Origin of the sequence: Microbacterium sp. J1-1 (genome assembly GCF_024498615.1) — a bacterium.
GTDB classification, from domain to species: Bacteria; Actinomycetota; Actinomycetes; order Actinomycetales; family Microbacteriaceae; genus Microbacterium; species Microbacterium aurugineum.
On sequence record NZ_CP089590.1, the window covers coordinates 3,481,045 to 3,507,034 of the forward strand.

The following is a 25,990-nucleotide window of genomic DNA, read 5'->3' on the forward strand; positions in this document are numbered from 1 at the left end:
GTCCGGGTGGTGGAACCGGACCGCCCCTCTTCGTGTCTGCTCGCCACCAGACGCAACCCCATGTAGGAACACGCTGGAGCGACGACCCGAAACCCATGTCGGAGCGCTCCGACGCGCTCGGCGGGCTCTATTGCCCGCCGAACCATCGCCTACTTCTGGGCGCTCGCGATCCTCTCCGGCGTCCACGTCTCCGGCAGGTCACCGGCTCTGATCAGCCTGTCCTCCGCGAGTGCGGCCGCGAAGCCGTCAACGATCCGTTTCGCAAGAGCCTGCTCCTTCAACGGGAGGGCGGCGTCCTTGAATCCCATGCTGTGCCTCTTTCGCCAGTCCGGTCGGGGATTCCCACTTTGGCACCCCCTACGTTCTAGAGGGCGCAATGCGCGTCGATCAGGAGGCGATTCCATGCCAGATTCGTGCCACTAGGGGCCATCACGTGCCACAACTCGGCACCACTAGACACCACGATCAACCCAGCCAGACCCGTGATTCCGCGGGTCACGCACAACACGCTCCCTGCTTCCCAAGCAGACAGCGCGGGTTCGATTCCCGTCAGCCCCTCCACTTGTGACTTCCAGAGCGACTCCGGACGTCGAACCCTCGACCGCTACGGCAGGTCAGCGAGATCGATGTCGTCGTCCTCGTCGCGCTCCTGATCTTCCTCATCCTCGGGAACGACTCGATCGTCGTCGGTCGAGGGGATGTCCGGGTCGATGCCTTCGGCCTCGACTTCGCGCTCCTCGTCCGGGTACATCTGCGGGTCTGACATCGCAGTCTCCAATCGCATCGGCGGTGACGCCAGTCTCGCTCTCGCAGGCCGTCGCCGACTCCCCGTTGACACGCGGCCTGGCGAGGCGCGACAATCCGCCTCGCCAGGCCGTGCTCAGGCGGTGGCGAGCGGCGGCCGGTGCGGGATCGCCACCGGCCTGCGGTCGCGCGCAGGGGCGTGGAAGCGCTGGACGTCTTCCAGCACGTCGGCCGCCGACATGTACGAGGTGGCGAGCGGAAGGTCTCGCAGCCACAGCACGTCCACCTCGACCGCATCCAACTGGTACACGCACGCGACGGTGCGCCGGGAATCGTTCGACTCGTAGCGGTGGTCGAGGATCAACCACTCGGTCTCGGTGATCTTGCGGAGCTCGAATCGGGGATCGGGCATCGTAAACATCGCAACACTCCAATCAATCAGCCAAAGGCGGTGACCGAGAGGAACGCACGACCCTGCGACCAGGGATCGGAACCCTGCCCGATGGGTCGACGGGCGCCCTTCAGCCCGCCGGAATTCACCCTCATTTTAGGATCCGCCGGGCTGGTCCTCAAGCGCGGACGACCGGGTCGAACCTGCGGACCGGATGGGTCGCGGCGACCAGCGCGCGCAGCTCTTCCAGCTCGATGTCCACGCCCTCCAGAGCCCGCCACTGCACGAGCACGTTCCCGAGCGCGGTCGCCTCGACGGGGCCGGCCAGCACGGGGAGGCCGGCACGGTCGGCCGTCGCCTGGCACAGAAGCGCGTTGAGTGATCCGCCCCCCACGAGATGGATCACGTCGACCTCTCGCCCCGACAGTGTGGACGCCGTCCGAACCGTCTCGGCGAACGCCGCGGCGATGCTCTCCACAATGCTGCGCGCGAACACTGCACGACTCGCGGGGACAGCCGCCCCCGCCTCTCGGATCAGCGCGGCGATGCGAGACGGCATGTCACCGGGCGCGCTGAGGGACGGGGCGTTCGCATCGAAGAGCGGCACCTCCTGCGAGACCGCGGACGCCCCCACGAGCAGCTCCGACAGGTCTACTGAGGCACCATCCTCCGCCTCCCACGCGCGCACGCTCTCGCTCAGCAGCCACAGGCCGGTGACGTTGTGCAGGAAGCGGTATCGACCGTCGACGCCGCGCTCGTGAGTGAAGTTCGCCTTGCGCGCGGCCTCCGTCAGCACGGGCTCGGTCAGCTCCAGACCGACGAGGCCCCACGTGCCGCACGAGATGTAAGCGGCGGACGGCGAGCTCAGCGGGACCGCGACCACGGCAGAGGCGGTGTCGTGTGAGCCGACCGCGATCACGGGGAGGGTCCTGCCGATCCGCTCGGCGAGTTCCGGGCGGAGCGATCCGATCAGCGCGCCGGGGTCGAGAAGCGGAGGCAGGACGCGGGTCGGGATGCCGATGCGCGTTGCGAGGTCGACGTCCCACTCGCCGTCACCCATTCTGAGCAGCCCGGTCGTCGAGGCGTTCGTGCGCTCGGCGGCGCGAACACCTGTGAGCAGGAACGCGATCAGGTCGGGGATGAGGAGCGCCGTGTCGGCATCCGCGGCCCTCTCGTCGATCCGGTACTGGTAGAGCGTGTTGAAGGGCAGGAACTGCAGTCCGTTGCGTGTGTAGAGCTCGGAGAACGGGACGACCCCGTGCACCTCGCCGACGCCGCGCGCGGTGCGCTCATCGCGGTAGTGGAAGGGCTCGGCGAGAAGCTCCCCGCCCGCGATCAGGCCGTAGTCCACAGCCCACGAGTCGATGCCGATGCTCTCGATCGCCGGCTCACGTCGCACGGCCTCCGCCAACCCCTCGAGCACGTTCTCGTAAAGGGCGCCGAAATCCCAGTGCAGCCCGTCGGCGCGCTCGACGGGTCCGTGGGGGAACCGCGAGACGAGCTCGAGGTCGAGCCTGCCGTCGCCGACGCGACCGATCATGACCCGGCCGCTGGTCGCACCGAGATCGACGGCCGCGACGGCGCGCACGCTCATCGCAGGAACGCCGCGGCGACGCCGGAGTCGACGGGGATGTGCAGACCCGTGGTGCGACTGAGCTCCGGGCCGGTGAGCACGTAGACCGCGTCCGCGACGTTCTCGGGGACGACCTCGCGCTTGAGGATCGTGCGGTTCGCATAGAACTGGCCGAGGTCCTCTTCGGCGACGCCGTAGGTCGCGGCGCGATTCGCGCCCCACCCGGAGGCGAAGATGCCCGAGCCACGCACGACGCCGTCGGGGTTGATCCCGTTCACACGGATCCCGTACTCGCCGAGCTCGACCGCGAGCAGGCGGACCTGATGGGCCTGGTCGGCCTTCGTGGCGGAGTAGGCGATGTTGTTCGGGCCGGCGAAGACCGAGTTCTTCGACGAGATGTAAACGATGTCGCCACCGAGCTTCTGATCGATGAGCACGCGCGCGGCGGCCTTCGACACAAGGAAAGAACCCTTCGCCATGACATCGTGCTGGAGATCCCAGTCCTTCTCGGTCGTCTCCAGCAGAGGTTTCGAGAGCGATAGTCCGGCGTTGTTGACGACGAGGTCGACGCCGCCGAACGCGAGCACCGCATCGTTCAGCGCAGCCTGGATCGCGTCGGCGTCGGCGACGTTCGCGGCGACGCCGATCGCGACATCGGTGCTCCCGAGCTCGGCCGCAGCAGCCTGGGCCTTGGCGAGGTCGAGGTCGGCGATGACGACACACGCACCTTCAGCCGCGAGGCGGGTGGCGATGGCCTTGCCGATCCCGGAGGCGGCGCCGGTGACGAAGGCGATGCGGCCCTGATGTGACTTCGGCTTCGGCATCCGCTGCAGTTTGGCCTCTTCGAGCGCCCAGTACTCGATGCGGAACTTCTCGGCATCCGAGATGGGGGAGTACGTCGACAGCGCTTCGGCGCCGCGCATGACGTTGATCGCGTTGACGTAGAACTCCCCGGCCACGCGAGCGGTCTGCTTGTTCGCCCCGTACGAGAACATGCCCACACCGGGGACGAGCACGATGAGCGGATCGGCACCGCGGATCGGCGGAGAATCGGCCGTCGCGTGCGCGTCGTAATACGCCTGGTAGTCGGCGCGGTACTCCGTGTGAAGCACATGCAGACGGGCGATCTGCTCCTCAACGGACGCCGTGATCGGCAGGTCGAGGAGGAGCGGCTTGACCTTGGTGCGCAGGAAGTGATCGGGGCAGCTCGTGCCCAGCGCGGCGAGGGACGGCGCCTTCTCGGAGGCGAGGAACTCGAGCACCTCCGGGGCATCGGTGAAGTGGCCCACCATCGGACGGTCCGTCGAGGCGATCCCACGGATCGTCCCGGCGAACGCGGCGGCGCGTTCACGACGCTCTCCCTCGGGCAGAGGCTCGAAACCGGAGCGGACCCCGCCGAACGGATCGGCCTCGCCGTTCTCCGCGATGTACGAGGCGGCGGTGTCGATGATCCACAGCGAGTTCACCTCGGCCTCGTCGGAGGTGTCGCCCCACGCCGTGATGCCGTGCCCGCCGAGGATGCATCCGATCGCCTGCGGGTTCGCCGCCTTGATCTCGGCGATGTCGAGGCCGAGCTGGAAGCCGGGGCGACGCCAGGGCACCCAGACGACCTTCTCCCCGAAGATCGTCCGGGTCAGCGCTTCACCGTCGGCGGCCGTCGCGATCGCGATGCCGGAGTCGGGGTGCAGATGGTCCACGTGCGCGGCGTCGACGAGGCCGTGCATGGCGGTGTCGATCGAGGGAGCGGCTCCGCCCTTGCCGTGCAGGCAGTAGTCGAATGCGGCCACCATCTCGTCTTCACGATCGACGCCCGGGTACACGTCGACGAGCGCACGCATCCGGTCCAGGCGCAGCACCGCGAGGCCGTTCTCGGTGAGCGTGCCCAGGTCACCGCCTGAGCCCTTCACCCACAGCAGTTCGACGGGCTGCCCGGTCACGGGATCGATCCCGTTGCCCTTCGCGGACGTGTTGCCGCCGGCATAGTTCGTGTTCTTCGGATCGGCGCCGAGGCGGTTGCTCCGCGCGAGGAGTTCGGAGGCGGTCGGATTCGTCATGTGAGTCGTTCCTTGGGAGAAGGGTCGAAGATCGAAGGGTCGAAGGCCGGAGCTCAGGCGCCCCAGCCGGCCTGGACGCCGCCCACACGGTCGGCCGCGATCTTCTGCGGGTATCCCGAGGCGAGGTAGGCGGCCATCGGGTCGGCGGCGAGCCCGCGGGACTCCCGCCAGTCGGCCAGGGCAGGGCGCACGTCGGTGTAGAACGCATCCATGAACACGGCGTTCGCGGCCAGCACGTCGCCCGACTTCTGCGCGGCGGTCAACGCCTCCCGGTCGACGAGCAGCGCGCGTGCGGTCATCTCCTGCACATTGAGCACCGAGCGGATCTGACCGGGGATCTTGTCCTCGACGTTGTGGCACTGGTCGAGCATGAACGCCACGTCCGGGTTGTTCAGACCGCCGCCGCGCACGACCTCGAAGAGGATGCGGAAGAGCTGGAACGGGTCGGCCGCGCCCACGATCAGGTCGTCGTCGGCGTAGAAGCGCGAGTTGAAGTCGAACGACCCGAGCTTGCCGAGACGCAGCAGCTGCATCACGATGAACTCGATGTTCGTGCCGGGGGCGTGATGCCCGGTGTCGAGGCACACCATCGCCTTGTCGCCGAGGGCGCTCACCTGGGCGTACGACGTGCCCCAGTCCGGAACATCGGTGTGGTAGAACGCAGGCTCGAAGAACTTGTACTCGAGCACGAGCCGCTGGTCTTCTCCGAGACGATCGTAGATCTTCTGCAGCGAATCCTGCAGTCGATCCTGGCGCCCGCGCAAGTCGGCCTGGCCGGGGTAGTTCGACCCCTCCGCGAGCCAGATCTTGAGATCGCGGCTCCCGGTCGCATCCATCACGTCGATGCAGGCCAGGTGGTGGTCGATCGCCTTCCGACGGATCGCGGCGTCCTCGTGCGTGAGGGCGCCGAACTTGTAATCGTCGTCCTGGAAGGTGTTCGAGTTGACGGTGCCGAGCGCCACGCCCAGGTCCTCGGCATACGTGCGCAGGTCGGAGTACGAGTCGACCACGTCCCACGGAATGTGCAGCGCGACGGTCGGGGCGAGTGCCGTGTACTGGTTGACCTGCGCGGCATCGGCGATCTTCTCCCAGGGGTCACGCGGGGTTCCGGGGGTGCCGAAGACCTTGAACCGGGTACCGGAGTTGCCGAATGCCCAGCTGGGAAGCTCGATGCCCTGCTTCTCGAGGACGGCGAGGCTTTCAGGGGAGAGGATACTCACGATGCACTGCTTTCGTTCTGGAGACCGGAGGTGGGGAGCTGGTCCTCGAGGTGGAACACCTCGGGAAGTGTGGGAGCGGCCTGGTCCGGCCTGCCGTCGAGACCGACGAAGAACCGGGCCATCTCGGCCTCCCACCGGGCGGCGATGGGCGACGCGGCGAGATACGCCTGAGCCGCGTCGTCGTCGTCGGTCTCGTAGTACCCGATGAGTTCACCGTCGGGCGCGAGGAAGAGCGAGTAGTTGCGGCGTCCGGCCGCCGCGATCTCGGCGAGCATCTCCGGCCACACGGGCGCATGACGCTCGCGATACTCCTCCAGAAGCTCGGGTCGCACCTGGAGCTTCACGCACACGCGCATCATCCCTGCCTTTCTGTGAACGCCCGGTCGACACCCTGCCGACCGGGCGTTCGATGATCATCAGAAGTCGAACTCACCGATGTTGTCGGCGTCGAACACGAACGGGTCGCCGAGCAGCACGACGCCGTCGTCTCCGACCGTGTACTCGCCGAGGTCGCCTGCGGTGAAGGTGTCACCCTTCTCACCCGTGATGTCGCCCTCGATGAGCGCCTGGGCCGCGAAGGCCGCCAGATAGCCGAGGTCTTCCGGGTTCCACAGCGCGAACGACGTGACAGTGCCGTCCTCGACGTACTCGCGCATCTGGTTCGGGGTGCCGAGACCGGTCAGCGAGACCTTGCCCTTGTAGTCCGAGGTGGACAGGTAGCGAGCCGCCGCAGCGATGCCGACGGTCGTGGGCGAGATGATCCCCTTCAAATCGGGGTGCGTCTGCAGCAGCGCCGCGGTCTTGTCGAACGACGTCTGGTCGTCGTCGTCACCATAGACGGTCTCGACGAGGGTGATGTCGGGGTAGTCGCTGGCGAGGTAGTCCTCCATCAGGTCGATCCAGGCGTTCTGGTTCGTCGCGTTCGCCGAGGCGGAGAGGATCGCGATCTCTCCGGCGCCGCCGATCTGCTCGGCGATCTGGTCGACCTGGACCTTCGCGATGCCCTCGGAGTCCGCCTGGTTGATGAAGACATCGCGGCACTCCGGGTTGGTGTCGGAGTCGAAGGTGACGACCTTCACGCCGGCGTCGCGTGCCTCGTTCAGCGCGTCGCAGATCGCCTTCGGATCGTTCGCCGAGACGACGAGCGCTCCGACGCCCTGCTGGGTGGCCGTGTTGATGTAGCTGACCTGTGCGTCGGGAGTGGCCTCGGCCGGTCCGACCTCAGCGAAGGTGCCGCCGAACTCCTCGACGGCCGCCTTGCCACCCTTGCTCGACGTGTCGAAGTAGGGGTTTCCGAGGTTCTTGGGCAGGAAGGTGATGGCGAGGTTGCCGTCGCCGCCGCTGTCGCCGCCGTCGTCACCGCCGGTGCTCGCGCATCCGGAGAGGGCGACCGCTGCGGCCACCGCGAGGGCGGCGACCGCGGTCACACGCTTGCGTGCAAACATCATTGTTCTGTTCCTTTCGTGGGGTGCCGCGAGTGCGGCGTCGGCGTCATGAAGCTGTGGAGGTGGCGCCGGTGGTCGAACGCCCTGGTCTGCGCCGGGCCTTCTGCAGCCAGGCGAGGAAGCTCGCGGCCACGACCGAGACGATCAGCAGGGCGCCGGTGATGATGTTGATCACATCGGAGGTCACGTTCATCAGACGCAGCGCACTGGCCAGCGAGCCGATGAGGAGCGCGGCGGCGACGACCCCATAGATCTTGCCCCGCCCGCCGAACACCGACACACCGCCGAGGACGACCGCGGCGATCACCTGCAGCTCCAGGCCGGTGGCGTTGTCACCGCGGGCGCTGCCGTAGCGGAGCGTGTAGAACACCCCGGCGAACGCGGCGACCAGTCCGGAGAGCGCGAAGAGGATGAACTTCGTCCGCTCCACGTGCACGCCGGAGAATCGAGCGGCATCCTTCGCCAGGCCGATCGCGTACACGCCACGTCCGAAAGGCGTGTAGTGCAGCAACAGGATGAACGCCACCAGCAGGATCAGGAACGGGATCATGACCACCGGAACCGTCGTGCCCGCGATCTTCGCCTTGGCGAGGTCGGTCCAGAACTCCGGGAACTCGGTGACCGCCGCCGTGCCGAGGATGCCGACCGCGAGGCCGCGGAACAGAGCGAGCGTTCCGATCGTGACGGCGAGCGACGGCAGCCCGACTACGGTCACGAGGAACCCGTTGAAGGCTCCGCCGACCAGACCCACGAGCAGCGCAGCGAGGGCCGCGACTTCGAAGGGGATCCCACCCTGGACCAACGCGCCGGTGACGACGCTGGAGAGGCCGACCATGCTGCCCACCGACAGGTCGATCTCGCCGGTGATCATCACGAGCGTCATCGGAAGGGCGATCAACAGGATCGGGGCGATGTCGAGGAGCAGGTAGGTGAGCGTGATCGGCTGACCGAAGCCGCGGACCGTGCTCGCGGAGATGATGACGACGAAGAGGAGCAGGGCGACGATCGCCATCTCCCTGGTGAGGAGGACACGACGCCAGAGCGGCTTGTCGAAGTCTCGGATGATCCGGGTGGTCGTGGTCGTCGTGGTCGCGGCGGTCATGACTGGTCCCTCGCTTCGATGAGCCGTCGTTTCTGCCGGACGGCGAGGACGCGGTCGAGCACGATCGCGCCGATGATCAGGAGGCCGACGACGGCGCGCTGCCAGAAGTCGGGGATGCCGAGGATGGGAAGAGCCCGGTTGATCGTGAGCAGGAGCACCGCACCGATCGCCGCGCCCCACACCGAGCCGATGCCGCCCGTGATCGCGACGCCACCGATCACGGCCGCCCCGACCGCATCGAGCTCCCACCCGGCTCCGGCCTGCGAGTTGATGGTGCCGTAGCGGGCGGCGTAGAACACTCCGGCGAGACCCGCGAGAGCACCGGACACGACGAAGGCGGTCAGCACGCGGCGCGTGACGCGGAGGCCGTACAACTCCGCTGCTGCCGGATCCGAGCCGATCGCGTAGTACTCGCGGCCACCGCGTGTGTTCTTCATGTACCAGGCGGCCGCGGCCAGGACGATGAGGGCCACGATCGTGAGGATCGGGATGCCGACGAGCTGCCCCGTGCCGAGCGCCAAGAAGTCCTTCGGCATGTCCGAAGCGTTCACCCGGTCACTTCCGGTCCACAGCACGTTGATGCCGCGGTAGGCGTAGAGCGTGCCGAGGGTGATCACCATCGCCGGCACCTTGGCAAAGGCGACCAGGGCGCCGTTGATGAGTCCGAGGAGGGCGCCGAACACGACCGCGGCCACCACGACGATCACGATCGGAATGCCGGGGACGTCGATGAACAGGCGACCGGTGAGGTAGGCGGTGAGTCCCATGACCGAGCCGACCGAGAGGTCGACGTTGCGCGTGATGAGGACGATCGCCTGCCCGACCGCGACGAGCACGAGGATCGACGGCGTGAGCAGCAGGTCGCGCCACCCGTCAGGGCTGAACAGGAAGTTCGAGTTGTTCGTCGTGGCGGCCACGATCACGAGCGCGAGGGCGAGGAGGATTCCGAACTCCCGCGCCCGGCCGAGCGCGGAGAGCCTCTTCGTCATCGAGGAGACGGGGATTGCGGTGGTCACGAGGAGAGCTCCGATGCGTGCGTCGCGGCGTACATGACGTTCTCGGAAGTGGCCTCCGAGCGGGCGATCTCTGCGGTGATCCGCCCCTCGCGCATGACGAGGACGCGGTCGGCCATTCCCAGCACCTCCGGAAGCTCGGACGAGATCATGAGGATTCCGATGCCCTGCCCTGCGAGCTCGGAGAGCAGCCGGTGCACCTCGGATTTGGTGCCGACGTCGATCCCACGGGTGGGTTCGTCGATGATGAGGACCTTCGGCTGCGTGGCGAGCCACTTCGCGAGGACGACCTTCTGCTGATTGCCGCCGGAGAGTGTGGCGGCGACGGTGTCGAGGGCGTGCGTCTTGACCTCGAGCCTGGTCGCCCACTCCCGGGCGGCACGGTTCTCCATTCCGGTGGTGAGGAACCCCAGCTTCGCGAGCTGGCGGCGGATCGAGAGGGTGATGTTGCTGCCGACGCCCGATTCGATCACGAGACCTTGCTTGCGGCGGTCTTCCGGCACGAGCGCGAGGCCGGCGCGCATGGCGTCGGTGGGACGACCACGCGGGATGGGCACGCCCTGCATCGTGACGGCGCCCTCGCGGTAGGGGTCGACCCCGAAGACGGCACGAGCCACCTCGCTGCGCCCCGCGCCGACCAGACCGGCCAGGCCCACGATCTCCCCTGCGCGCACGGTGAAGGAGATGTCGTGGAAGACACCGGGGCTGGTGAGGTTCTCGACCTCGAGCAGCGGGGCGCCGACGGTGGTCTCCTGCTTGGGAAACAACTCGGTCACCTCGCGGCCGACCATCTGCTGCACGATCTCCTCGACCGAGGTGTCGGCGATCGCGCTGGTGGCGATGTAGGCACCGTCGCGCATGACCGTGACGGTGTCGCAGAGCGCGAACACCTCGTCGAAGCGGTGCGAGATGAAGATGAGCGCGCGGCCCTCGTCGCGGAGACTGCGCGCGATCGTGAAGAGGCGCTCGACCTCGACACCGGACAGCGCGGCCGTGGGCTCATCCATGACGAGCAGACTCGCGTCGAGGGAGACGGCCTTGGCGATCTCGATGACCTGCTGGTCGGCGATCGACAGACCTTCTGCCGGACGGTCGGGATCGATCGTCACGCCGAGTCGAGTGAAGAGGCGCTCGACCTCGTGCCGCATGGCCCTGCGGTCGATGCGCCCGAAGCGCCCCGTGGGCTGACGACCCATGAAGATGTTCTCGGTGACGGACAGGTCGGGGAAGAGCGTCGGCTCCTGGTAGATCACGGCGACGCCCGCGCTCTTGGACTGCGCGGTCGATGTGAAGTCCACGTCTTCGCCATGGAAACGGAAGATCCCGTCGTCGCGCTGGTAGAGCCCTGCGACGATCTTCACGAGGGTCGACTTGCCCGCACCGTTCTCGCCGACCAACGCGTGGATGGATCCGCCGTCGACGGAGAGAGTCCCGGAACGGAGAGCGACCACCGCACCGAAAGACTTTCGGATGTCGCGGAGTTCGAGCGCCGGCGGAGAGCCGGGAGCCCCAGAGGGAATCGTCATTGATCGGACCTAAACTGCAGGATCATCCCTGCGGATTGAATCGTTTTAAAGGATGGCGCATCTGTAAGTTACGACCCTCGGCGACCTGCTGTCAAGTCATGCGATGGTCGATGGTACGTTTCAGGAACAGGTTTCGCGGTCCCGCGGGAAGGAAGACGCCGTGGTCGTCAGTGTTCGAGATGTCGCTCTCGCCGCATCCGTCTCCGTCGGGACCGTCTCGAATGTGCTGAACCATCCGGACAAGGTCTCCCCCGCCACGGTGGAACGCGTCACGGCCGCCATCGAGAAGCTCGGCTTCGTGCGCAACGATGCGGCCCGGCAGCTCAGAGCAGGCCACAGCCGCTCGATCGGCCTCGTCGTGCTCGATGTGCGCAACCCCTTCTTCACCGACATCGCCCGGGGCGCGGAGGAGCGAGCGGCCGAGGCCAGGATGACGGTCATGCTCGGCAACAGCGATGAGAAGGCGGAGCGCGAGCGTGCCTATATCGACCTGTTCGAAGAGCAGCGCATCGCCGGTCTCCTCATCTCCCCCCTCGCCGACGACCTCCCGCGTCTGCGCCGCCTGCGTGACCGAGGCACGACCGTGGTGCTCGTCGACCGCGAAGTCGCCGACGAGAGCTTCTCGTCGGTCTCGGTCGACGATGTCGGCGGCGGCTACCTCGCCGTGCAGCACCTCGCGGCCCAGGGGCGACGACGCATCGCCTTCGTCGGCGGGCCGATGGGCATCCGCCAGGTGGTCGACCGTCTCGAGGGAGCCAGCCGAGCGGCCAACGAGGCCGGAGTCTCGCTCGAAGTCATCCTGACCGATTCCCTGAGCGTGCTCGCCGGTCGTGCCGCGGGCGACGCCCTCAGCGCCCGTGCCCCGGAGGACCGTCCCGATGCCGTTTTCGCCGCGAACGACCTGCTCGCGATGGGCGTGCTGCAGGCGCTCATGATGCGGAACAGCATCCGGGTCCCCGACGAGATCGCCCTGATCGGATACGACGACATCGACTTCGCCACGGCGGCCGTCGTCCCGCTCTCGTCGATCCGCCAGCCCGCCGAGCTCATCGGCTACACGGCCGTCGACCTGATGCTGCGCGAGGCGGGTGGGAAGTCCGATCCCGAGCGCGTGGTGTTCCAGCCGGAGCTCGTCGTGCGCGAGTCGACCGCGCGACAGGTCTGAGCGACGTCCGAAGCGAGAGATCAGGTGCTGTCGACCCCGTACATCTCCCCCACCGGGATCGGCACCGCCATCACGTTGCCGGGTTGCGCGAGCGGGCAGGCCCAGGCGGGGTCATAGGCGCAGGACGGGTTGTAGGCGAAGTTGAAGTCGAGCACGATCGTCCCGCTCGCGGCATCCGATCCGAGGTCGGCGCCCTTGATCGTGTCGATCAGATAGCGGCCACCGCCGTAGGTGCCGCCCGGGCGCCCCGCGAGGGCGTCGCGCACCGGGATGAACAGCCCACCGCCATAGGACATGAGCCGCCAGACGTCGAGTGATCCGGCGTCCGGGATCTCGACGCGACCCACGCGCTCAAAGGGCACGACGCCGTCGGTGCCGGTCGCGAAGTCGAAGCCGCCGGGGTCGGCGGGGAGGACCGGCAACTCGAAGCGCCACTCCGGGTCGTACGAGGCGATCGGCAACCCCTCGAACGCAGAACGATCCTCGGCGCGCAGCGGCGTCGCCGGATGATGCAGCATCAGCTCATCCCGTTCGATCCGCCACAGCTCATGTGCGTCCTCCGGCGAATCGGAGAGACGCACGGCGGCGTAGAGAGCGAAGACGCGGCGGCGCCAGTCGACGACCTCGGCAGCCGTCCGTGCGAGTGTGTTCGTCATCCCCCCAGGCTACGGGCGCGGCATCGAGTCCTCGGCGATCATCTCGGCGTATCCCGCTTCGAAGGTCGGGTACTCGAGGCGGCCCAGCACGGATCGCAGCAGCGTCCCGTCATAGACGACCCCGCTCGGACCGCCGGACGCCACGTCCGGCGGCACGTCCACGCCCAGCTTCCCGGCGATGAACGCGACGACCTCCGCGAGAGGTGCGGGCCGCTCGTCCACCGCGTGCAGGAGCGGTGGGGGATCCTCCATCCGCACCAGCAGATCGAGCGTCCGCACCAGATCGACCTCATGGATCCGATTCGTGCGCCGGGCGTGGTCGACGGCAGCGCCCTCGCGCACCTTCCGCAGAAGGAACTCCCGACCGGGCCCGTAGATCCCCGCGGGGCGCACGATCACGGCGGAGAACAGCGCCACGGCCGCCTGCTCACCGTCGTACAGCTCCTGCGATCGCGCGCTCGTCGGTGCGGGGACATCCTGTTCGGTCAACGGATGGTCGGCCGCAGCTCCCTCGAACACTCCCGTCGACGACACGAACACAGTGCGCGCCGGCAGCACGGGCAGCGCGGCCCTCAGATTCGTCAACGCGGTGCGGTACCCCGAGCTCACGCCGCTCGGGGGCAGCGTGATCACCATCGCGTCGACGACCGGAAGGGGCGAGTCGAGCGGATGGGACGGATCGGCGGAGAATCCGATCACGCCCGCCTGCAGGGAACCGGTGCTCCGTCGCAGGGCGAAGACCTCGCCGTCGTCGGCGAGGAGACGTGCGGCGAGTCGCGCGCCGAGCTTCCCGTACCCGACGAGGAGCGTGCGACGAGGTACCGGGGTCACGAGGATTACGCGGCTACGGCGATCTTCTTGGCGTCATCCGCGTTGAGCACGCGGAACAGGATCGCCGCGATCACGGCACCCGCGACCGGCGCGACGATGTACAGCCAGAGGGAGCTCCAGTCGAAGTGACCGCTCACCGAGAGCCCGAGCGCGACGGCGGGGTTGAACCCACCTCCAGAGATCGAGCCGACGGTCGCCGCGCCGACGAACACGGTCCCACCGATCGCCAGACCGTAGAAGGAGTTGCCGGCCGTGTCCTTGGAGGTCGCTGTGTTGAGCACGACCCAGACGAGGATCAACGTGAAGAGGGCTTCCACGAAGAACGCCGGGCCGACCTCGATGACCATCGCCTCGTCCCCGGCCGGCCAGACGGCCATGCTGACGAGCGCAGCCAGGGCACCACCGACGAACTGGGCGATGAGGTACGCGATGAAGTCCACGACGCTCAGTCCGCCGCGCAGGAAGACGCCGACCGAGACGGCCGGGTTGAGATGAGCACCCGAGATGTGCCCCGTCGAGAAGATGAGCACCATCAGCGTGAACCCGATCGCGAGCGGAGTCAGCGGGCTGCCGCTGTTCACCGCCGCGATGATGGCGAGGACGAAGAGGAAGGTGGCGACTGCTTCTGCGAGTGCCTTGCGTGCCGTACCGGTCATGAGAGAGCCCTTTTCTTGGGATTCGAGGGAGGGGGAACCACCCGTTCGGCCGCGCACACGACCGACAACCCCTCGCGCGGCACTGACGCTATCGCCGCCGCCCGCCGGAGAACGGGATGCCGCGCGGGAATCCTGTGAATTCGCTGAACTGGAGCGTTAGTGGGCCGAGACGTTCCCCGCGCGATCGCTGGTGCGGATGATCGTCGCGAATCCGCGAGCGGCGAGGATGCTCTCGGTGCGGCGCATGATGTCCTCGCCCGAGACCGCGGCCAACGGCCCCGCGGCCGGGATCGCGGAGGTGGTCGTCGCGTCCGTCACGAAGTCCACCTCGTAGCCGAGATCAGCGGCCGCACGAGCGGTCGTCTCGCAGCACTGCTCGGTCCGGATGCCGCAGGTGACGACCCGTCGCACGCCGGCGCTCCGCAACCGGTCGTCGAGGTCCGTCGAGAGGAAGGCGTTGATCGTGGTCTTGGTGACCGCATCCTCCGAGTCGAGGGGACCGAGCTCATCGATCACGCGCACGAACCCCTGCGCGGGGTCGAACACACCGCCGGAGCCGGGCTCGGAATGCGTGATCCACACCACCCGCTCGCCACGCTCGCGGGCGTCAGCGACCAAGAGGGCGATGTTGTCGAGCACGGCGGGGTTGGCGGTCGCCGCCCAGTCATCGGCACGAGCACGGAAAGACTCCTGCGCGTCGATGACGAGCAGGACGGTGTCGGAAGAGGCCATGCGCCCCATGCTTGCCGGGATCCGCCCCCGCGCCAAGCCGCTGCACGGACAACGACCGAACGGTTTCCGCCAGTGGTCACCCTCGTGCGGCGGTGCTCACTCCGCAGGCGGCTCAACGCAGGTGATGGCTGCGTCGGTGATCGACTGGTGGTACTGCTCCGCGGTGAAGGGGAGCCCGAACTCCGGCGCGGTCTGCCCGGACGCTGCCTGCGCCTTCGAGGCGATCGCCGCGAGTTCCCACGAGAGCTGCTGAGCGAACCTCGAACCCGCCGTCGAGTCGTTCAGCACGACCGCGACGGTGAACCCGGTCGCCGGGTCGGAGTACGCCGATGTGGCGTAACCGGGGACCCAGCCGTGCTGGCCGACCATCGACCCCACGAGATAGGCCCCACCGGTGGCCTGGTACCAGGAAGGACCGCCGTCCGCTGCCGGCAGCGGGGAGCCGAAGCGCTCCGGCTTCGCGTCAGCACCACGCAGCGCGTCGCGGGCTTCGGCCTGGATGTAGCGGCCGAGGTCGTCGATGGTCGAGACGGCGCCGGAATCGGTGAAGCCCGAGCTCGACGAGATCGTGGTGATGTCGGTGGGGGCAGCGCAGGTGAACCCACCCTCGACCGCGGGGAGGAAGTGCCCCTTCATCGGGTCGTCGCCGGGAGCAGCCGGAGCGGGGCCGGGGAGCGACGTGGCCGTGAGCTCGAGCGGGTCGGCGACGTACTCGGCGATCAGCTCGGACGCGGTCATCCCGGTGGCGCGCTCGAGGGCGAGGCCGAGCAGGAGATACCCCGCATCCGAATCGCGGAAGGTGGTGCCCGGGTCGACACGAGGGCGCGCCAGTCCGTAGCCCGCGAGCTCCAGCGGCGCCCAGATGCGGTCCGGTGTGTTCAACAGAGCGGTCTTGGTGGTCGGCTCGGACGAACCGGCGCCGCTGGTGCCGTTGCACAGGTCGAGGAGCGTGACACCCTGTTCCCGCATGTCGGCGACCCCGGAGACGTAGTCGGCGACGTTCGCATCGAGTTCGAGCGTTCCCTCATCGGCGAGGGCGTAGAGCACGTCGCACGCCATCAGACGCGTCACGTCGGCGATGCGGAAGGACATGTCGGTGGAGATCTCCCCACCCCCGTCACGGTCCTGCGTGCCGACGGCTGTGACCCAGCTGCCGCTCCAGGGCACCCAGACCCCCACGATCGCCCCGGTGGCCCCGGAAGCGACGAGTGCATTGTCGACCGCGGCCTGCATCGAAGCGACCGTGTCGTCGGGCAGAGCACCGTCGACCTGAGCCGGTGGCGTGTAGCTGAAGGAATCCTCGGATGAGCATCCGGTGAGGACGAGAGCGAGCGCGGCCGCACTGGCCGCAGCGGCACGCCAACGGCGCGACGAGAGAAGCTGCATGAAGGAACCCCCGAGGATGTATCTCCCGAGTCTAGAACGCCCTTCCTGAAAGACGGCATCGCGCCGGGCGCCTTTGCGCGCACATAGGGTGAGAAACGTGCCCCACTTCTTCGAAGCCGACGTGATCGCCGCTGTCCTGCGCCACATGAACGGTGACCACACCGATGACAACCTCTTGATCGCCCGCGCCTTCGCCGAAAGCTCCGCCGAAGTCACCGCCTGTGTGATGACCGGGTTCGACGGCGACGCTGGTGTCTGGGAGATCACCGTCGACGGCGAACCCTCCGAACTGCGCGTCCCGTGGCCCGGCGGACCCATCACGGATCGCCCCGCTGTGCGCCGGGAGATCGTGGCGCTCTACGACGAGGCCTGCGCGCGCCTCGGGGTCGAGCCCCGCCCGCACGCCTGAACGATTCGGACGCGGCCCGTCACACATCCGACTCGGCACAGCCACTACCGCCCGAGGTAAGGCAACCCTTACACTAGGCACATGCCCGAGATCCTCTCCTTCTCCGCCGCCCTGCGCGAGCGCTCGTCGGGATCGCACTCCCGCAGCGAGACCGCCGGCTTCATGTCCGACCTCCTGAAGGGCGAGGGCTCCCGCGAGGACTACATCTCCCTCGTCGCGCAGCACTACTTCATCTACGAAGCGCTCGAAGGAGCCGGGGAGCGCATGCGGCAGGATCCGGTGGCAGCGGTCTTCCTCAGCGACAAGCTCACGCGGCTCCCCGCACTGGAAGCCGACCTGGAGTTCCTGCTCGGTGGCGACTGGCGCGACCAGATCGTGCCGCTGCCCACCACCGTGCGCTACGTCGAACGCATCCGTCAGGTGGGTGCCACGTGGGCGGGCGGCTTCATCGCCCACCACTACACCCGCTACCTCGGCGACCTCTCCGGCGGGATCTTCATCGGCCGGGTGATGGCCCGTCGGTTCGGCTTCGAGACGAACGGCATCGGGTTCTACCTGTTCGACGACATCGCCGACCCGTCCGCATTCAAGGACGTCTACCGCGAGCAGCTCGACGCCGCCCCGTGGGACGACGCGGAGCGTGAGCGTGTGATCGACGAGGTGCTCCTCGCCTATCGATTCAACACCGAGCTCTTCGAGGATCTCGACCGGGCCCGCGCCGCCGCCTGATCCCTCTTCCGTCAAGTCTTCGGCAGCTCGGGCGTCGACGCCGCCAGCCAGGCGTCGCGCATGAACCGGCGCACGTCTTCGTCCACCCGGATGTCGCGTGGCCGCAGGTCGCGTGACAGGTACAGGCCGTCCAAGGACGTCAGCCGGCTCAGCGCCACGTACGTCTGCCCCGGCGCGAACGCCCCGGACCCGAGGTCGATGATCGCCCGCTCATACGTCTTGCCCTGCGACTTGTGGATCGTGACCGCCCAGGCGAGGCGCAACGGGAACTGGGTGAATTCGGCGACCACGTCGCGAGTGAGCTTCTTGGTGTTCTGGTCATAGGCGTAGCGGAAACGCTCCCACACGGCGGGCTCGACGTCGACCTCCTCGCCGTCGATGTCGACTCGTACGGCACTGCCGAGGATGCGCGTCACCGTGCCGATGGTGCCGTTCACCCAGCGCGGCGGCTCGCCGGACATGGCGGTGTCGTTGCGCAGGAACATCACCTGCGCGCCAACCTTCAGCTTCAGTTCGCTCTCGGCGGGCAGGGCGGCTTCACCGCGTCCGAAGTCACCGCTCACCTCGGCCCGCGCGGTCTGCTCCTTGCCGGGCAGCGCATTCAGGTGCTGACTGTTGATCTTGTTCACGATGTCGTTGCGCGTCGCGAGGGTGATCATGGGCACCTCGCCCGGCTCCGGCTCCGGGGGCGTGCGTCGTCCCTGCGTGTTCAGCACCCCCGCGATCTCCGCCGTGACGCGGCCGTAGCGCACGGCGTTGAGCATCGATTTGAAGCCGTCGTCGGACTGCCGGTGGATCTGCACCAGTTCCCGCACGTGCAGTTCAGCACGGGTGTCGACCTGGAACAGCCCCTCCTGGTCGGAGAGCCCCGATCCCCCTGCCCAGACCTTGGCGTCGAAGAACCAGAACGAGCGGTAGTGGTCCTGGACGTAGCGGGCCTCGTCACCGCGGGGTGGGACGGGGGCGAGCTGATAGGGGTCGCCGAACATGACGACCTGGACACCGCCGAAGGGCTCCCCCCTGCGCCCCCTGGCCTGGCGCAGTGAGCGATCGATCGCGTCCATCAGGTCGGCGTTGACCATCGAGATCTCGTCGATCACCAGCGTCTCGATGGCGTTCAGGATGCGCCGCGTCGCGTCGTTCTGGTCGATGTCGGCGTCGCCGATCAGACCGATCGGCAGACGGAAGAGGGAGTGGATCGTCTGGCCCTCGACGTTGAGCGCCGCGACGCCCGTCGGAGCACATATGGCGATCTGCTTCTTCGTGTTCCAGGCGAAGTGCTGAAGCAACGTCGACTTCCCGGTGCCGGCGCGACCGGTGATGAAGACGTGCTCGCCGGTGTCCTCGATGAGCCGGAACAGCTCTTGCTGCTCCTCGGACAGGGCGGGAAGGGACACGGCACTCACAGGGGCAGTGGGCGGAAAACGGGGCGCCACCCATGCTACGTCCCGGCATCCGCGCCCGGCCGCCGACGCTCGGCGTCCCCCCAGGACGCACTCCTAGACTGGCGCCATGGAGCGGGCCAGGTCGAGCGCGCCCCGGCGGTCACGCCTGGGCGTCGATCTCGCGATGCTCGCGGTGGTCGGGCTCATGCTCGTCGCAGCGATCGGTGCCGGAGGCGCCACGCTGTACCAGCAGTTCTACGGCCCGTCCGCGTTCGTGACCCGCTACCTCGACCTGCTCTCCTCCGGACGCGCCGCGGACGCACTACGGGTGCCCGGCGTCGCGATCGACCGCGAGATCCTCGAGGAGTCCGGCATCGACCCGGCCGCGTCCGAGGCCATGCTGCGCCGCGCCGCACTCGCACCGCTGACCGATGTGAAGGTGGAGTCGGAGGAGCGGGCCGAAGGGGGCACCGCCGTCACGGTCAGCTACGAGGCGAGCGGTCACGCGGGCACCAGCACCTTCCTGATCGAACAGGACGGCTGGGCGGGCGTCACCCCGAACTGGCGCTTCGCGGAGAGTCCGCTGGCCGTCGTCGAGCTCACGGTCCGCGGCGTGGATCAGTTCGCCGTGAACGGCTTCGAGGTCGACCGACGGCAGGTGTCCGCAGCGGGCGCCGAGGCCGACGCGATCGAACCGCTGCCGCTGCTCGTGTTCACCCCGGGGCTGTACGCCGTGACGGTGGACACTCCGATCGCGACGGCCTCCGGACACGGTGTGCTCGCGGACACCCCGCTCGCCGTCACGCCGCTCGATGTGCAGACCACGCCGACAGACGGATTCGTCGAAGTCGTGCAGCAGCGGGTCGAGGAGTTCCTCACCGCGTGCACCACGCAGGACGTGCTCCTGCCGACCGCCTGCCCCTTCGGCCTGCGGGTCACGGACCGCATCTCGTCGCCGCCGAAGTGGTCCATCGCGTCGCAGCCTCAGGTCACGGTCACGCCCGACGGCGGACAGTGGCAGATTCCCACGACCGATGCCGTCGCGCACGTCGAGGTCGAGATCCAGTCGCTCTTCGACGGCTCCATCGACCCCGTATCGGAAGACGTGCCGTTCCAGCTCAACGGCACCATCGCGATCCTGCCCGACGGTTCCGCGTCCATCAAGATCGGCTCACCGGGCGAACCTCCCGTCGACTGACGGATTCACCCGCGGGCCTCAACGCCTCTCGCGCTCCTCGCGACGCTGGTCCTGAGCGGCGAGCTCGGCCAACTTGGTGTTGTACTCCTCGAGTTCCCTGTCTCCGGTGCGATCCGCATGCCGGTCACGCCGACGCTGCAGCTTCGTGTCGCTGCGGCTCCACTGGATCGCGACCGTGATGGCCAGGATCAAAGTCGGGATCTCGCCGATGGACCAGGCGATGCCCCCGCCGACGTACTGATCCTGCAGCGGATCGGCCCCCCAGTCACGGCCCATCGATCCGAACCACTCCGCGACCATCAGGCCCTCCTGCATCATGATCGCGATGCCGAAAAAGGCGTGCATCGCCATGACGGCGATCAGCGTGATGAGGCGGCCGGGGTAGGGAAGTCGGTACGGCACCGGGTCGGCACCGATCAGGCTCATCACGAACAGGTAGCCCGAGATCAGGAAGTGGATCACCATCCACTCATGACCGATGTGCTCGACCATCGCCCACCGCACCAGGTCGGTGAAGTAGAACGCCCACAGCGACAGGATGAAGATGGCCGCGGCGACGAACGGATGGGTGACGACTCGGGCGAACGGCGAATGCACGGCCCACATGATCCACTCGCGGCCTCCGCGGGTGCCGTCGTCGCGCTTGTGGATCGCGCGCAGGGCGAGTGTGATCGGTGCGCCTGAGACCAGCAGCAGCGGGATGGCCATCGACAGCATCATGTGGCCCATCATGTGGATGCTGAACAGGTACTCCTGGTATGCGTTGAGCGGGCCGCAGGTCACCCAGAAGAGCATGAGCAGCCCGAGCACCCAGAAGACCGTGCGATGGATCGGCCAGCGATCTCCGCGCAGATGCAGGCGCCGGACGCCGGCGAGGTAGAAGAACAGGCCGAAGGCCGCGACGACGATCCAGAGCACATCGAAGTCCCACGCCGTGAACCAGCGCTCCAGCGTCAACTCGGGCGGCAGCGTCGACCCGGTGAGGATCTGGGCGGGCGTCTGCGCAAACGCGGCGACCTCACCGGTGGGAGGGGGCGTGCGCGCGAGCGCGGCAGCGACGCCGGACGCGAACCCCATCAGCGCGACTTCGCACAGGACGAGGAGCCAGAACCAACCCGCCGCGCGCTGTCCGGCGAGCTTCGGGATGAGACGAGCGCGGTACCAGGCGCCGAGCAGTCCCATGCCGCCCAACAGCGCGGCTTTCGCGAGCACGATCCAGCCGTATTGTGTCGTCCACAGCGCATCCCAGCTTCCGACGGCCACGATCGACCGGGTCAATCCGGAGAAGGCGACCACCGCGAACGCCGCGATCGCGAGGGAGGAGTAGCGTCCGACGAGTCGAGCGGTGTCGACGTCACCGCGCCCGCGGAGCAGCACGAGGAGCAGGAGCCCACCCAGCCAGACCGCGGCACCGACCGTGTGCAGCAGGATCGAGTTGACGGCCATGTTGTGGCCTGCGAGGTCGCCCGCGTGCCCCTGCGTCGCGAGGGGGATGAAGGAAGCGGCGGCGAGCAGTGCGGTGATGAGCGTGGGCGTCCACGAGCGCCAGGCGAAGGCGAGCACCGTGATGATCGCGCCGAAGATCGTCGTGATGAGCCAGGACTGTCCCAGAGGCAGCTCCAACAGGAAGCGGCCGAGCTGCGTGCCGAACTCCCGCTCGATGCTGAGCTTCGGGTTGAAGGCGGCCATGAACGCGAGGAACCCGGCGAGGCCCGCGGAGACCGTGAAGACGGCAGCACCGACGGAGGCGATGTTCAGCGCCGCATCGAAGGAGCGCTCCCCCGCGCGCAGACCGAACAGCGCGAGGACGAGAGAGCCGAGCATGACGGCGGCCGACATGTTCATCACGAGCTTCGCGAGCGGGGTGCCCCAGAGCACGATCGGCCCCGGATCCTGCAGCAGCGGTGCATCGGCACCGCCTCCGACGAGGAGCGCCACCACCAGGGCCACCAGCGCGGCGGCGAGGAGGATGACCACCCCGGCGATTCGATACGCCGAAATCCGACTCGTCGACTCGCTGCGGGAACTCACCCCTCCAGCCTAGGCGCGCCGCGAGGGGCGAAAGCACGAAGGCCGCTCCCGTCGGAACGGGAGCGGCCTTCGAAGAGGTGCGGTCTGCTTACTTGACGGCAGCCTTGAGCTTGGAGCCAGCGGTCACCTTGACGCGCTTGCCGGCCGGGATCTTGATCTCGGCGCCGGTCTGCGGGTTGCGGCCCGTGCGAGCAGCGGTGTCGACCTGCTCGAAGGAGATCCAGCCCGGGATGGAGACCTTGCTGCCCTTGGCAACAGCGTCGGAGACCGTGGCGAACAGCGAGTCGAGGACACCGGAGACGGTGGCCTGGCTCTGGCCCGTGGCGCTAGCGATGCTCGCGACGAGCTCGGTCTTGGTGATGGACTTGTCAGCCATGTCATCCTCCAGCGACGAGATCCCGTCGCATCGTTGTGGGTATCGGGGCGGGTGCCCCTGGTCTAGTGACCGCCTCGAATGTATCAACGACCACCCACATATCCGCGTCATTTCGCGGGTTTTGGGCAATTACTGGGCGTGTCGCGTCACATTCGTCACTCCAGTCACAGTTTTGGGGAGCTCACGCGGTGCGCGCGCGGGCTGACGCAGAACTGTCGGGGTGAGGAGATCTCTCGCTGGTGAGGAGAATTCCTGGGATGAAGGAGCAGTCGCAGGGATGAGGAGAACTCACGGAATGAAGGAGATCTCACGGAATGAAGGAGCAGATGCGGAATGCACTCCTTCATTCCGTGAGTTCTCCTTCGCAACGCGAGGCGTGAGTCCAAGGAGGGGCGAACACGAGGGGGGTGTTCAGGAGGCGCGAACAGGAGGGGGGGGTGTTCAGGAGGGGGAATCACGCGAGGTGTGCACCCTGCGCCACGGCTTCCATGATCACGGACTGCACCTCGGGCCAGCGGTGCATGACCTGTTCGTAGCTGAAGCGCAGCACACGGTAGCCACGGAGGACCAGCTGCGCGTCGTGAGCGATGTCCTTGTCCCGCTGCTCCCCGGTGTGGGTCGCACCATCGATCTGGATCACCAGTCGATCACCGATGAGGAGATCCACCCGCCGATCGAGGCACCAGGCTTGTGGCAGTATGCGGAGCCCCAGCCAGCGGAGCCTGTGGATCACGATGGTCTCCAGCCCCGAGTCCGCGAACGGTCGCGCCCGCTCGAGCAGCGCTCGTGCCGGCGCCGGAAGGTCGAGGCCACGGAGGCGCGCGCCATCGACGTACCCCTTGTTCATGGCCGACTCCCAGATGACCAGAGCGGTCTCGAACGGCTGGCATTGCGCGATCACGGCCAGCACGTTGAGCAGTTCATCCACCGTCGCGTCGGGGGGCCGAGGGACCACCGGTTTCGACCAGTGCACGACGACCTGGGACGGCACCCGGATCCGCGCCGCGTTCGGGCGGGCAGCGACGTGCAGTGAAGTCTTCTCCGGAATCCAGAGTCCTCGCCTCGCCGCCGCCGTGACACAACTGAGCACGACACCGTGAGCCACCGCTCCGACGATCTGGGGGTCGGCATCCGGCAAGGCCACCCACCCCTGCCGCACGGTGACGACCTCGCGCCGCTCCTTCGACCGTCGGAGCGCGTGCGCGCTCACTCCGACCGCGCGCAGAGTGCGCACGCGCGCGATCCCTCCACGACGCCACAGCTCATTCACGGGATCCATCGGACGATCCTGCCTCCAGCGGGGGCGCGCACGCCGCCCGATCACCGGCAGAAGGGCAGAGCTCTATCGCCGAGGCTTCTGTGCAGGAACAGACCTCTGAAGGAGATCTCACGGAATGAAGGAGTGGATCCAGCGTTCGCTCCTGCAATTCGCGAGAAGTCCTTCAGAACGCGCGGGGAAGGACGGGGAAGAGGCAGGGAGTGAGGGACGGCAGGAAGGAGGGAGGGTGGGATGCAGGAGGGAGTGAGGGACGGCAGGAAGGAGGGAGGGTGGGATGCAGGAGGGAATGAGGGACGGCAGGAAGGAGGGAGAGCGGCAGGAGAGAGGGCAGCAGGAAGGAGGGGGGAGGGCAGCAGGGGAGAGGGAGCAGGTGCGGCAGGGAGGGTGGGATGCAGGAAGGAGGGTGGGATGAAGGGAGGGCGGAGACGCGAAAGGGGCGAGGATCCGAAGATCCTCGCCCCTCTCGGCTGTCTGCTGAGACTTACCAGCTCGACTTGGTCACGCCGGGCAGCTCGCCACGGTGCGCCATGTCACGGAAGCGGACACGCGAGATGCCGAACTTCGTGAGGACACCGCGGGGGCGGCCGTCGATGACGTCGCGCGAACGCACGCGAGCAGGCGACGCGTTGCGCGGCAGCTTCTGCAGACCGACGCGTGCGGCCTCGCGGGCCTCGTCGGTGGCGTTCGGGTCGACCAGGGTCTTCTTCAGCTCGGCGCGACGCTCTGCGTAACGCTCGACGATGACCTTGCGCTGCTCGTTGCGAGCGATCTTGCTCTTCTTAGCCATTGATCAACGCTCCTCTCGGAATTCGACGTGCTGACGGATGACCGGGTCGTACTTCTTGAGCACGAGGCGGTCGGGGGTGTTGCGGCGGTTCTTCTTCGTCACGTAGGTGTAACCCGTGCCTGCCGTCGAACGCAGCTTGATGATCGGACGTACGTCCTGAGCCTTCTTGGCCATTAGAGCTTCACACCCTTCGCCTGGAGGTCCTTGACCACGTTCTCGATGCCGCGGACGTCGATCACCTTGATGCCCTTGGCGGACACATTGAGCGTGATCTTACGACCGAGCGACGGGACGAAATAGGTCTTCTTCTGCACGTTCGGGTCGAAGCGGCGCTTCGTCCGGCGGTGCGAGTGCGAGACGTTGTGACCGAAGCCGGGAACAGCTCCGGTCACCTGGCACACTGCTGCCATGATGGTGACTCCTTCTATACCGTGAGGCCGGACGGCCCCACCCAAGATCCCTTGTCTGCACGCAACCCGACCCGCCGATCTCGCGGCCGCGGAAGGAGAAGCATGCGAACTGCGCACAGGAGTGTGCGCAGACAAAGAGTCAGTTTAGCACGGCTCATCTCGCCGTCCGAACCGCCGATTCCGCCTGAACCGCCGATTCCGCCTGAGCCCCTCTCCCCCACCGGAACGGCGACACGGTGGGGTCGGCATCGATCCAGAAGCGCCAGGGGAAGGCAGCGGTCCCGGCGACGCCCGCCACGCCGACCCGGGGGCCGCGCACCACATCGTCCCGCGGCTCGCCGAGCCACAACTCGGCCCTCGCCTCGTGCCGTTCCTCGCCGGTGATGGCGTCGATGCCGTCATGCAGGGGATGCCGCAGCCCCACGGCCTGTCCGAGACGACCGGGCCCACGCGCCAGATCCCGCCGGGCGAGGCGGCTGAGCGGCAGCGTCGCACCTCGGCGCCGTGCCGCAGCATCCACTCCGGTCACGATCTCCCCCGCACGCAGCAGCACGCCGTCGCCCTGCCCGATCGGCCCGCACACCACGTTGACGCAGGAGTGGATGCCGTGGCTCAGGTACACGTAGAGATGTCCGGGCTCGCCCCACATGGTGGCGTTGCGCGGCGTGCGTCCCATCCGCGCGTGGGATCCGGGGTCGGCGATCTCACCGGTGCCCTGCCCGTGATAGGCCTCGACCTCGGTGATGCGCAGTCGCACCTCGACAGGTCCGCGTTCGTCCGTCACGGGGGCGAACGTCCGAAGCTCGGCCCCGAGCAGGAGCGGCGCGACCTCGACCGCCGAGCCGCTCAGGTCCGCACGGACCGCTCGACGCAGACCATCCTGCTGCGGCAT

The 25,990-nt window shown here is 67.8% G+C and carries 28 protein-coding genes; 4 read left to right on the forward strand and 24 right to left on the reverse strand.

All coding sequences use genetic code 11. The annotated features are described in order from the left end of the window. Positions 1-149: 149 nt before the first annotated feature. The 11 genes from LRQ07_RS16915 to LRQ07_RS16965 form a co-directional block, all read right to left on the reverse strand. Complete coding sequence (locus tag LRQ07_RS16915; protein WP_256535291.1) at positions 150-308, reverse strand: hypothetical protein; 159 nt, start codon at positions 306-308, stop codon at positions 150-152. Positions 309-604: 296 nt separating this feature from the next. After that, positions 605-766, reverse strand: a complete 162-nt coding sequence (locus LRQ07_RS16920) for a hypothetical protein (RefSeq protein ID WP_153243117.1) — start codon at positions 764-766, stop codon at positions 605-607. Between the two features lie 114 nt (positions 767-880). After that, complete coding sequence (locus LRQ07_RS16925) at positions 881-1,156, reverse strand: hypothetical protein (protein WP_227991843.1); 276 nt, start codon at positions 1,154-1,156, stop codon at positions 881-883. Between the two features lie 157 nt (positions 1,157-1,313). Beyond that, positions 1,314-2,729 (reverse strand): rhamnulokinase, encoded by a 1,416-nt coding sequence (locus LRQ07_RS16930; RefSeq protein ID WP_256535292.1) that lies wholly within the window; start codon positions 2,727-2,729, stop codon positions 1,314-1,316. Beyond that, positions 2,726-4,762, reverse strand: a complete 2,037-nt coding sequence (locus LRQ07_RS16935) for a bifunctional aldolase/short-chain dehydrogenase (RefSeq protein WP_256535293.1) — start codon at positions 4,760-4,762, stop codon at positions 2,726-2,728. Before LRQ07_RS16935 ends, LRQ07_RS16930 begins: the two co-directional genes overlap by 4 nt. A gap of 53 nt (positions 4,763-4,815) precedes the next feature. Beyond that, positions 4,816-5,982 carry an L-rhamnose isomerase gene (rhaI, locus tag LRQ07_RS16940; protein ID WP_256535294.1) on the reverse strand — a complete coding sequence of 389 codons (1,167 nt, stop codon included), beginning with the start codon at positions 5,980-5,982 and terminating at the stop codon, positions 4,816-4,818. Further along, positions 5,979-6,341: an L-rhamnose mutarotase gene (locus tag LRQ07_RS16945; protein ID WP_256535295.1), complete on the reverse strand. Its 363-nt coding sequence runs from the start codon at positions 6,339-6,341 to the stop codon at positions 5,979-5,981. Before LRQ07_RS16945 ends, rhaI begins: the two co-directional genes overlap by 4 nt. Positions 6,342-6,398: 57 nt before the next feature. Further along, entirely contained in the window at positions 6,399-7,430 is a 1,032-nt protein-coding gene (rhaS, locus tag LRQ07_RS16950) for a rhamnose ABC transporter substrate-binding protein (protein ID WP_047524225.1), read from the reverse strand. 43 nt (positions 7,431-7,473) lie between these two features. Then, positions 7,474-8,529 carry an ABC transporter permease gene (locus LRQ07_RS16955; RefSeq protein WP_256535296.1) on the reverse strand — a complete coding sequence of 352 codons (1,056 nt, stop codon included), beginning with the start codon at positions 8,527-8,529 and terminating at the stop codon, positions 7,474-7,476. Then, complete coding sequence (locus LRQ07_RS16960) at positions 8,526-9,518, reverse strand: ABC transporter permease (RefSeq protein ID WP_047524259.1); 993 nt, start codon at positions 9,516-9,518, stop codon at positions 8,526-8,528. The genes LRQ07_RS16955 and LRQ07_RS16960 overlap by 4 nt, the downstream gene beginning before the upstream one ends. A gap of 23 nt (positions 9,519-9,541) precedes the next feature. Continuing rightward, the gene (locus LRQ07_RS16965) at positions 9,542-11,068 is read right to left on the reverse strand and encodes a sugar ABC transporter ATP-binding protein (protein WP_256535297.1); all 1,527 of its coding nucleotides are present in this window, start codon (positions 11,066-11,068) and stop codon (positions 9,542-9,544) included. Between the two features lie 160 nt (positions 11,069-11,228). Between LRQ07_RS16965 and LRQ07_RS16970 the strand changes: the two genes are divergently transcribed. Beyond that, positions 11,229-12,233: a LacI family DNA-binding transcriptional regulator gene (locus tag LRQ07_RS16970; RefSeq protein WP_232763911.1), complete on the forward strand. Its 1,005-nt coding sequence runs from the start codon at positions 11,229-11,231 to the stop codon at positions 12,231-12,233. A 20-nt stretch (positions 12,234-12,253) separates the two neighbouring features. On the opposite strand, the gene LRQ07_RS16975 is transcribed toward LRQ07_RS16970, so the two are convergent. The 5 genes from LRQ07_RS16975 to LRQ07_RS16995 form a co-directional block, all read right to left on the reverse strand. Continuing rightward, positions 12,254-12,889 carry a DUF1684 domain-containing protein gene (locus LRQ07_RS16975; protein ID WP_232763910.1) on the reverse strand — a complete coding sequence of 212 codons (636 nt, stop codon included), beginning with the start codon at positions 12,887-12,889 and terminating at the stop codon, positions 12,254-12,256. Between the two features lie 9 nt (positions 12,890-12,898). Beyond that, on the reverse strand, positions 12,899-13,720 hold the full coding sequence (locus LRQ07_RS16980) for a sugar nucleotide-binding protein (protein WP_256535298.1): 822 nt from the start codon (positions 13,718-13,720) through the stop codon (positions 12,899-12,901). A 5-nt stretch (positions 13,721-13,725) separates the two neighbouring features. Next, positions 13,726-14,376 carry an MIP/aquaporin family protein gene (locus LRQ07_RS16985; protein WP_232763908.1) on the reverse strand — a complete coding sequence of 217 codons (651 nt, stop codon included), beginning with the start codon at positions 14,374-14,376 and terminating at the stop codon, positions 13,726-13,728. Between the two features lie 156 nt (positions 14,377-14,532). After that, positions 14,533-15,108, reverse strand: coding sequence for an isochorismatase family protein (locus tag LRQ07_RS16990; RefSeq protein WP_256535299.1), 576 nt, complete (start codon positions 15,106-15,108; stop codon positions 14,533-14,535). 96 nt (positions 15,109-15,204) lie between these two features. Further along, positions 15,205-16,494 (reverse strand): serine hydrolase domain-containing protein, encoded by a 1,290-nt coding sequence (locus LRQ07_RS16995; protein ID WP_256535300.1) that lies wholly within the window; start codon positions 16,492-16,494, stop codon positions 15,205-15,207. A 97-nt stretch (positions 16,495-16,591) separates the two neighbouring features. Between LRQ07_RS16995 and LRQ07_RS17000 the strand changes: the two genes are divergently transcribed. Next, positions 16,592-16,903: a DUF2470 domain-containing protein gene (locus LRQ07_RS17000; protein ID WP_256535301.1), complete on the forward strand. Its 312-nt coding sequence runs from the start codon at positions 16,592-16,594 to the stop codon at positions 16,901-16,903. Between the two features lie 81 nt (positions 16,904-16,984). Further along, positions 16,985-17,632 carry a heme oxygenase (biliverdin-producing) gene (locus LRQ07_RS17005; protein WP_256535302.1) on the forward strand — a complete coding sequence of 216 codons (648 nt, stop codon included), beginning with the start codon at positions 16,985-16,987 and terminating at the stop codon, positions 17,630-17,632. An 11-nt stretch (positions 17,633-17,643) separates the two neighbouring features. On the opposite strand, the gene LRQ07_RS17010 is transcribed toward LRQ07_RS17005, so the two are convergent. Beyond that, a complete protein-coding gene (locus tag LRQ07_RS17010; RefSeq protein WP_047524258.1) occupies positions 17,644-19,029 on the reverse strand; it encodes an ATP-dependent DNA helicase in 1,386 nt (461 codons plus the stop codon). 115 nt (positions 19,030-19,144) lie between these two features. On the opposite strand from LRQ07_RS17010, the gene LRQ07_RS17015 reads away from it, so the two are divergent. Next, positions 19,145-20,215: a hypothetical protein gene (locus tag LRQ07_RS17015; RefSeq protein WP_256535303.1), complete on the forward strand. Its 1,071-nt coding sequence runs from the start codon at positions 19,145-19,147 to the stop codon at positions 20,213-20,215. 18 nt (positions 20,216-20,233) lie between these two features. Here LRQ07_RS17015 and LRQ07_RS17020 read toward each other — a convergent pair whose 3' ends face one another. From LRQ07_RS17020 to LRQ07_RS17050, 7 genes are all read right to left on the reverse strand, one after another. Next, positions 20,234-22,246, reverse strand: a complete 2,013-nt coding sequence (locus LRQ07_RS17020) for a cytochrome c oxidase assembly protein (RefSeq protein ID WP_256535304.1) — start codon at positions 22,244-22,246, stop codon at positions 20,234-20,236. Positions 22,247-22,334: 88 nt separating this feature from the next. Continuing rightward, complete coding sequence (locus LRQ07_RS17025) at positions 22,335-22,622, reverse strand: HU family DNA-binding protein (RefSeq protein ID WP_017203554.1); 288 nt, start codon at positions 22,620-22,622, stop codon at positions 22,335-22,337. 454 nt (positions 22,623-23,076) lie between these two features. Beyond that, positions 23,077-23,901, reverse strand: a complete 825-nt coding sequence (locus LRQ07_RS17030) for an endonuclease domain-containing protein (RefSeq protein ID WP_256535307.1) — start codon at positions 23,899-23,901, stop codon at positions 23,077-23,079. A 481-nt stretch (positions 23,902-24,382) separates the two neighbouring features. Then, complete coding sequence (gene rpsN, locus LRQ07_RS17035) at positions 24,383-24,688, reverse strand: 30S ribosomal protein S14 (RefSeq protein ID WP_017829734.1); 306 nt, start codon at positions 24,686-24,688, stop codon at positions 24,383-24,385. A 3-nt stretch (positions 24,689-24,691) separates the two neighbouring features. After that, a complete protein-coding gene (rpmG, locus tag LRQ07_RS17040; RefSeq protein ID WP_017203558.1) occupies positions 24,692-24,862 on the reverse strand; it encodes a 50S ribosomal protein L33 in 171 nt (56 codons plus the stop codon). After that, entirely contained in the window at positions 24,862-25,098 is a 237-nt protein-coding gene (gene rpmB / locus LRQ07_RS17045; protein WP_017203559.1) for a 50S ribosomal protein L28, read from the reverse strand. Before rpmB ends, rpmG begins: the two co-directional genes overlap by 1 nt. Before the next feature lie 154 nt (positions 25,099-25,252). Continuing rightward, on the reverse strand, positions 25,253-25,990 hold the full coding sequence (locus LRQ07_RS17050) for a DNA-3-methyladenine glycosylase (RefSeq protein ID WP_256535308.1): 738 nt from the start codon (positions 25,988-25,990) through the stop codon (positions 25,253-25,255).

Coding starts and splice junctions, on each gene's coding strand:
- LRQ07_RS16915 (WP_256535291.1), bottom strand. CDS start 308: ATGGGATTCAAGGACGCCGCCCTCCCGTTGAAGGAGCAGGCTCTTGCG.
- LRQ07_RS16920 (WP_153243117.1), bottom strand. CDS start 766: ATGTCAGACCCGCAGATGTACCCGGACGAGGAGCGCGAAGTCGAGGCC.
- LRQ07_RS16925 (WP_227991843.1), bottom strand. CDS start 1,156: ATGCCCGATCCCCGATTCGAGCTCCGCAAGATCACCGAGACCGAGTGG.
- LRQ07_RS16930 (WP_256535292.1), bottom strand. CDS start 2,729: ATGAGCGTGCGCGCCGTCGCGGCCGTCGATCTCGGTGCGACCAGCGGC.
- LRQ07_RS16935 (WP_256535293.1), bottom strand. CDS start 4,762: ATGACGAATCCGACCGCCTCCGAACTCCTCGCGCGGAGCAACCGCCTC.
- LRQ07_RS16945 (WP_256535295.1), bottom strand. CDS start 6,341: ATGATGCGCGTGTGCGTGAAGCTCCAGGTGCGACCCGAGCTTCTGGAG.
- rhaS (WP_047524225.1), bottom strand. CDS start 7,430: ATGATGTTTGCACGCAAGCGTGTGACCGCGGTCGCCGCCCTCGCGGTG.
- LRQ07_RS16955 (WP_256535296.1), bottom strand. CDS start 8,529: ATGACCGCCGCGACCACGACGACCACGACCACCCGGATCATCCGAGAC.
- LRQ07_RS16960 (WP_047524259.1), bottom strand. CDS start 9,518: ATGACGAAGAGGCTCTCCGCGCTCGGCCGGGCGCGGGAGTTCGGAATC.
- LRQ07_RS16965 (WP_256535297.1), bottom strand. CDS start 11,068: ATGACGATTCCCTCTGGGGCTCCCGGCTCTCCGCCGGCGCTCGAACTC.
- LRQ07_RS16975 (WP_232763910.1), bottom strand. CDS start 12,889: ATGACGAACACACTCGCACGGACGGCTGCCGAGGTCGTCGACTGGCGC.
- LRQ07_RS16985 (WP_232763908.1), bottom strand. CDS start 14,376: ATGACCGGTACGGCACGCAAGGCACTCGCAGAAGCAGTCGCCACCTTC.
- LRQ07_RS16990 (WP_256535299.1), bottom strand. CDS start 15,108: ATGGCCTCTTCCGACACCGTCCTGCTCGTCATCGACGCGCAGGAGTCT.
- LRQ07_RS16995 (WP_256535300.1), bottom strand. CDS start 16,494: ATGCAGCTTCTCTCGTCGCGCCGTTGGCGTGCCGCTGCGGCCAGTGCG.
- LRQ07_RS17005 (WP_256535302.1), top strand. CDS start 16,985: ATGCCCGAGATCCTCTCCTTCTCCGCCGCCCTGCGCGAGCGCTCGTCG.
- LRQ07_RS17015 (WP_256535303.1), top strand. CDS start 19,145: ATGGAGCGGGCCAGGTCGAGCGCGCCCCGGCGGTCACGCCTGGGCGTC.
- LRQ07_RS17025 (WP_017203554.1), bottom strand. CDS start 22,622: ATGGCTGACAAGTCCATCACCAAGACCGAGCTCGTCGCGAGCATCGCT.
- LRQ07_RS17030 (WP_256535307.1), bottom strand. CDS start 23,901: ATGGATCCCGTGAATGAGCTGTGGCGTCGTGGAGGGATCGCGCGCGTG.
- rpsN (WP_017829734.1), bottom strand. CDS start 24,688: ATGGCTAAGAAGAGCAAGATCGCTCGCAACGAGCAGCGCAAGGTCATC.
- rpmG (WP_017203558.1), bottom strand. CDS start 24,862: ATGGCCAAGAAGGCTCAGGACGTACGTCCGATCATCAAGCTGCGTTCG.
- rpmB (WP_017203559.1), bottom strand. CDS start 25,098: ATGGCAGCAGTGTGCCAGGTGACCGGAGCTGTTCCCGGCTTCGGTCAC.
- LRQ07_RS17050 (WP_256535308.1), bottom strand. CDS start 25,990: ATGCCGCAGCAGGATGGTCTGCGTCGAGCGGTCCGTGCGGACCTGAGC.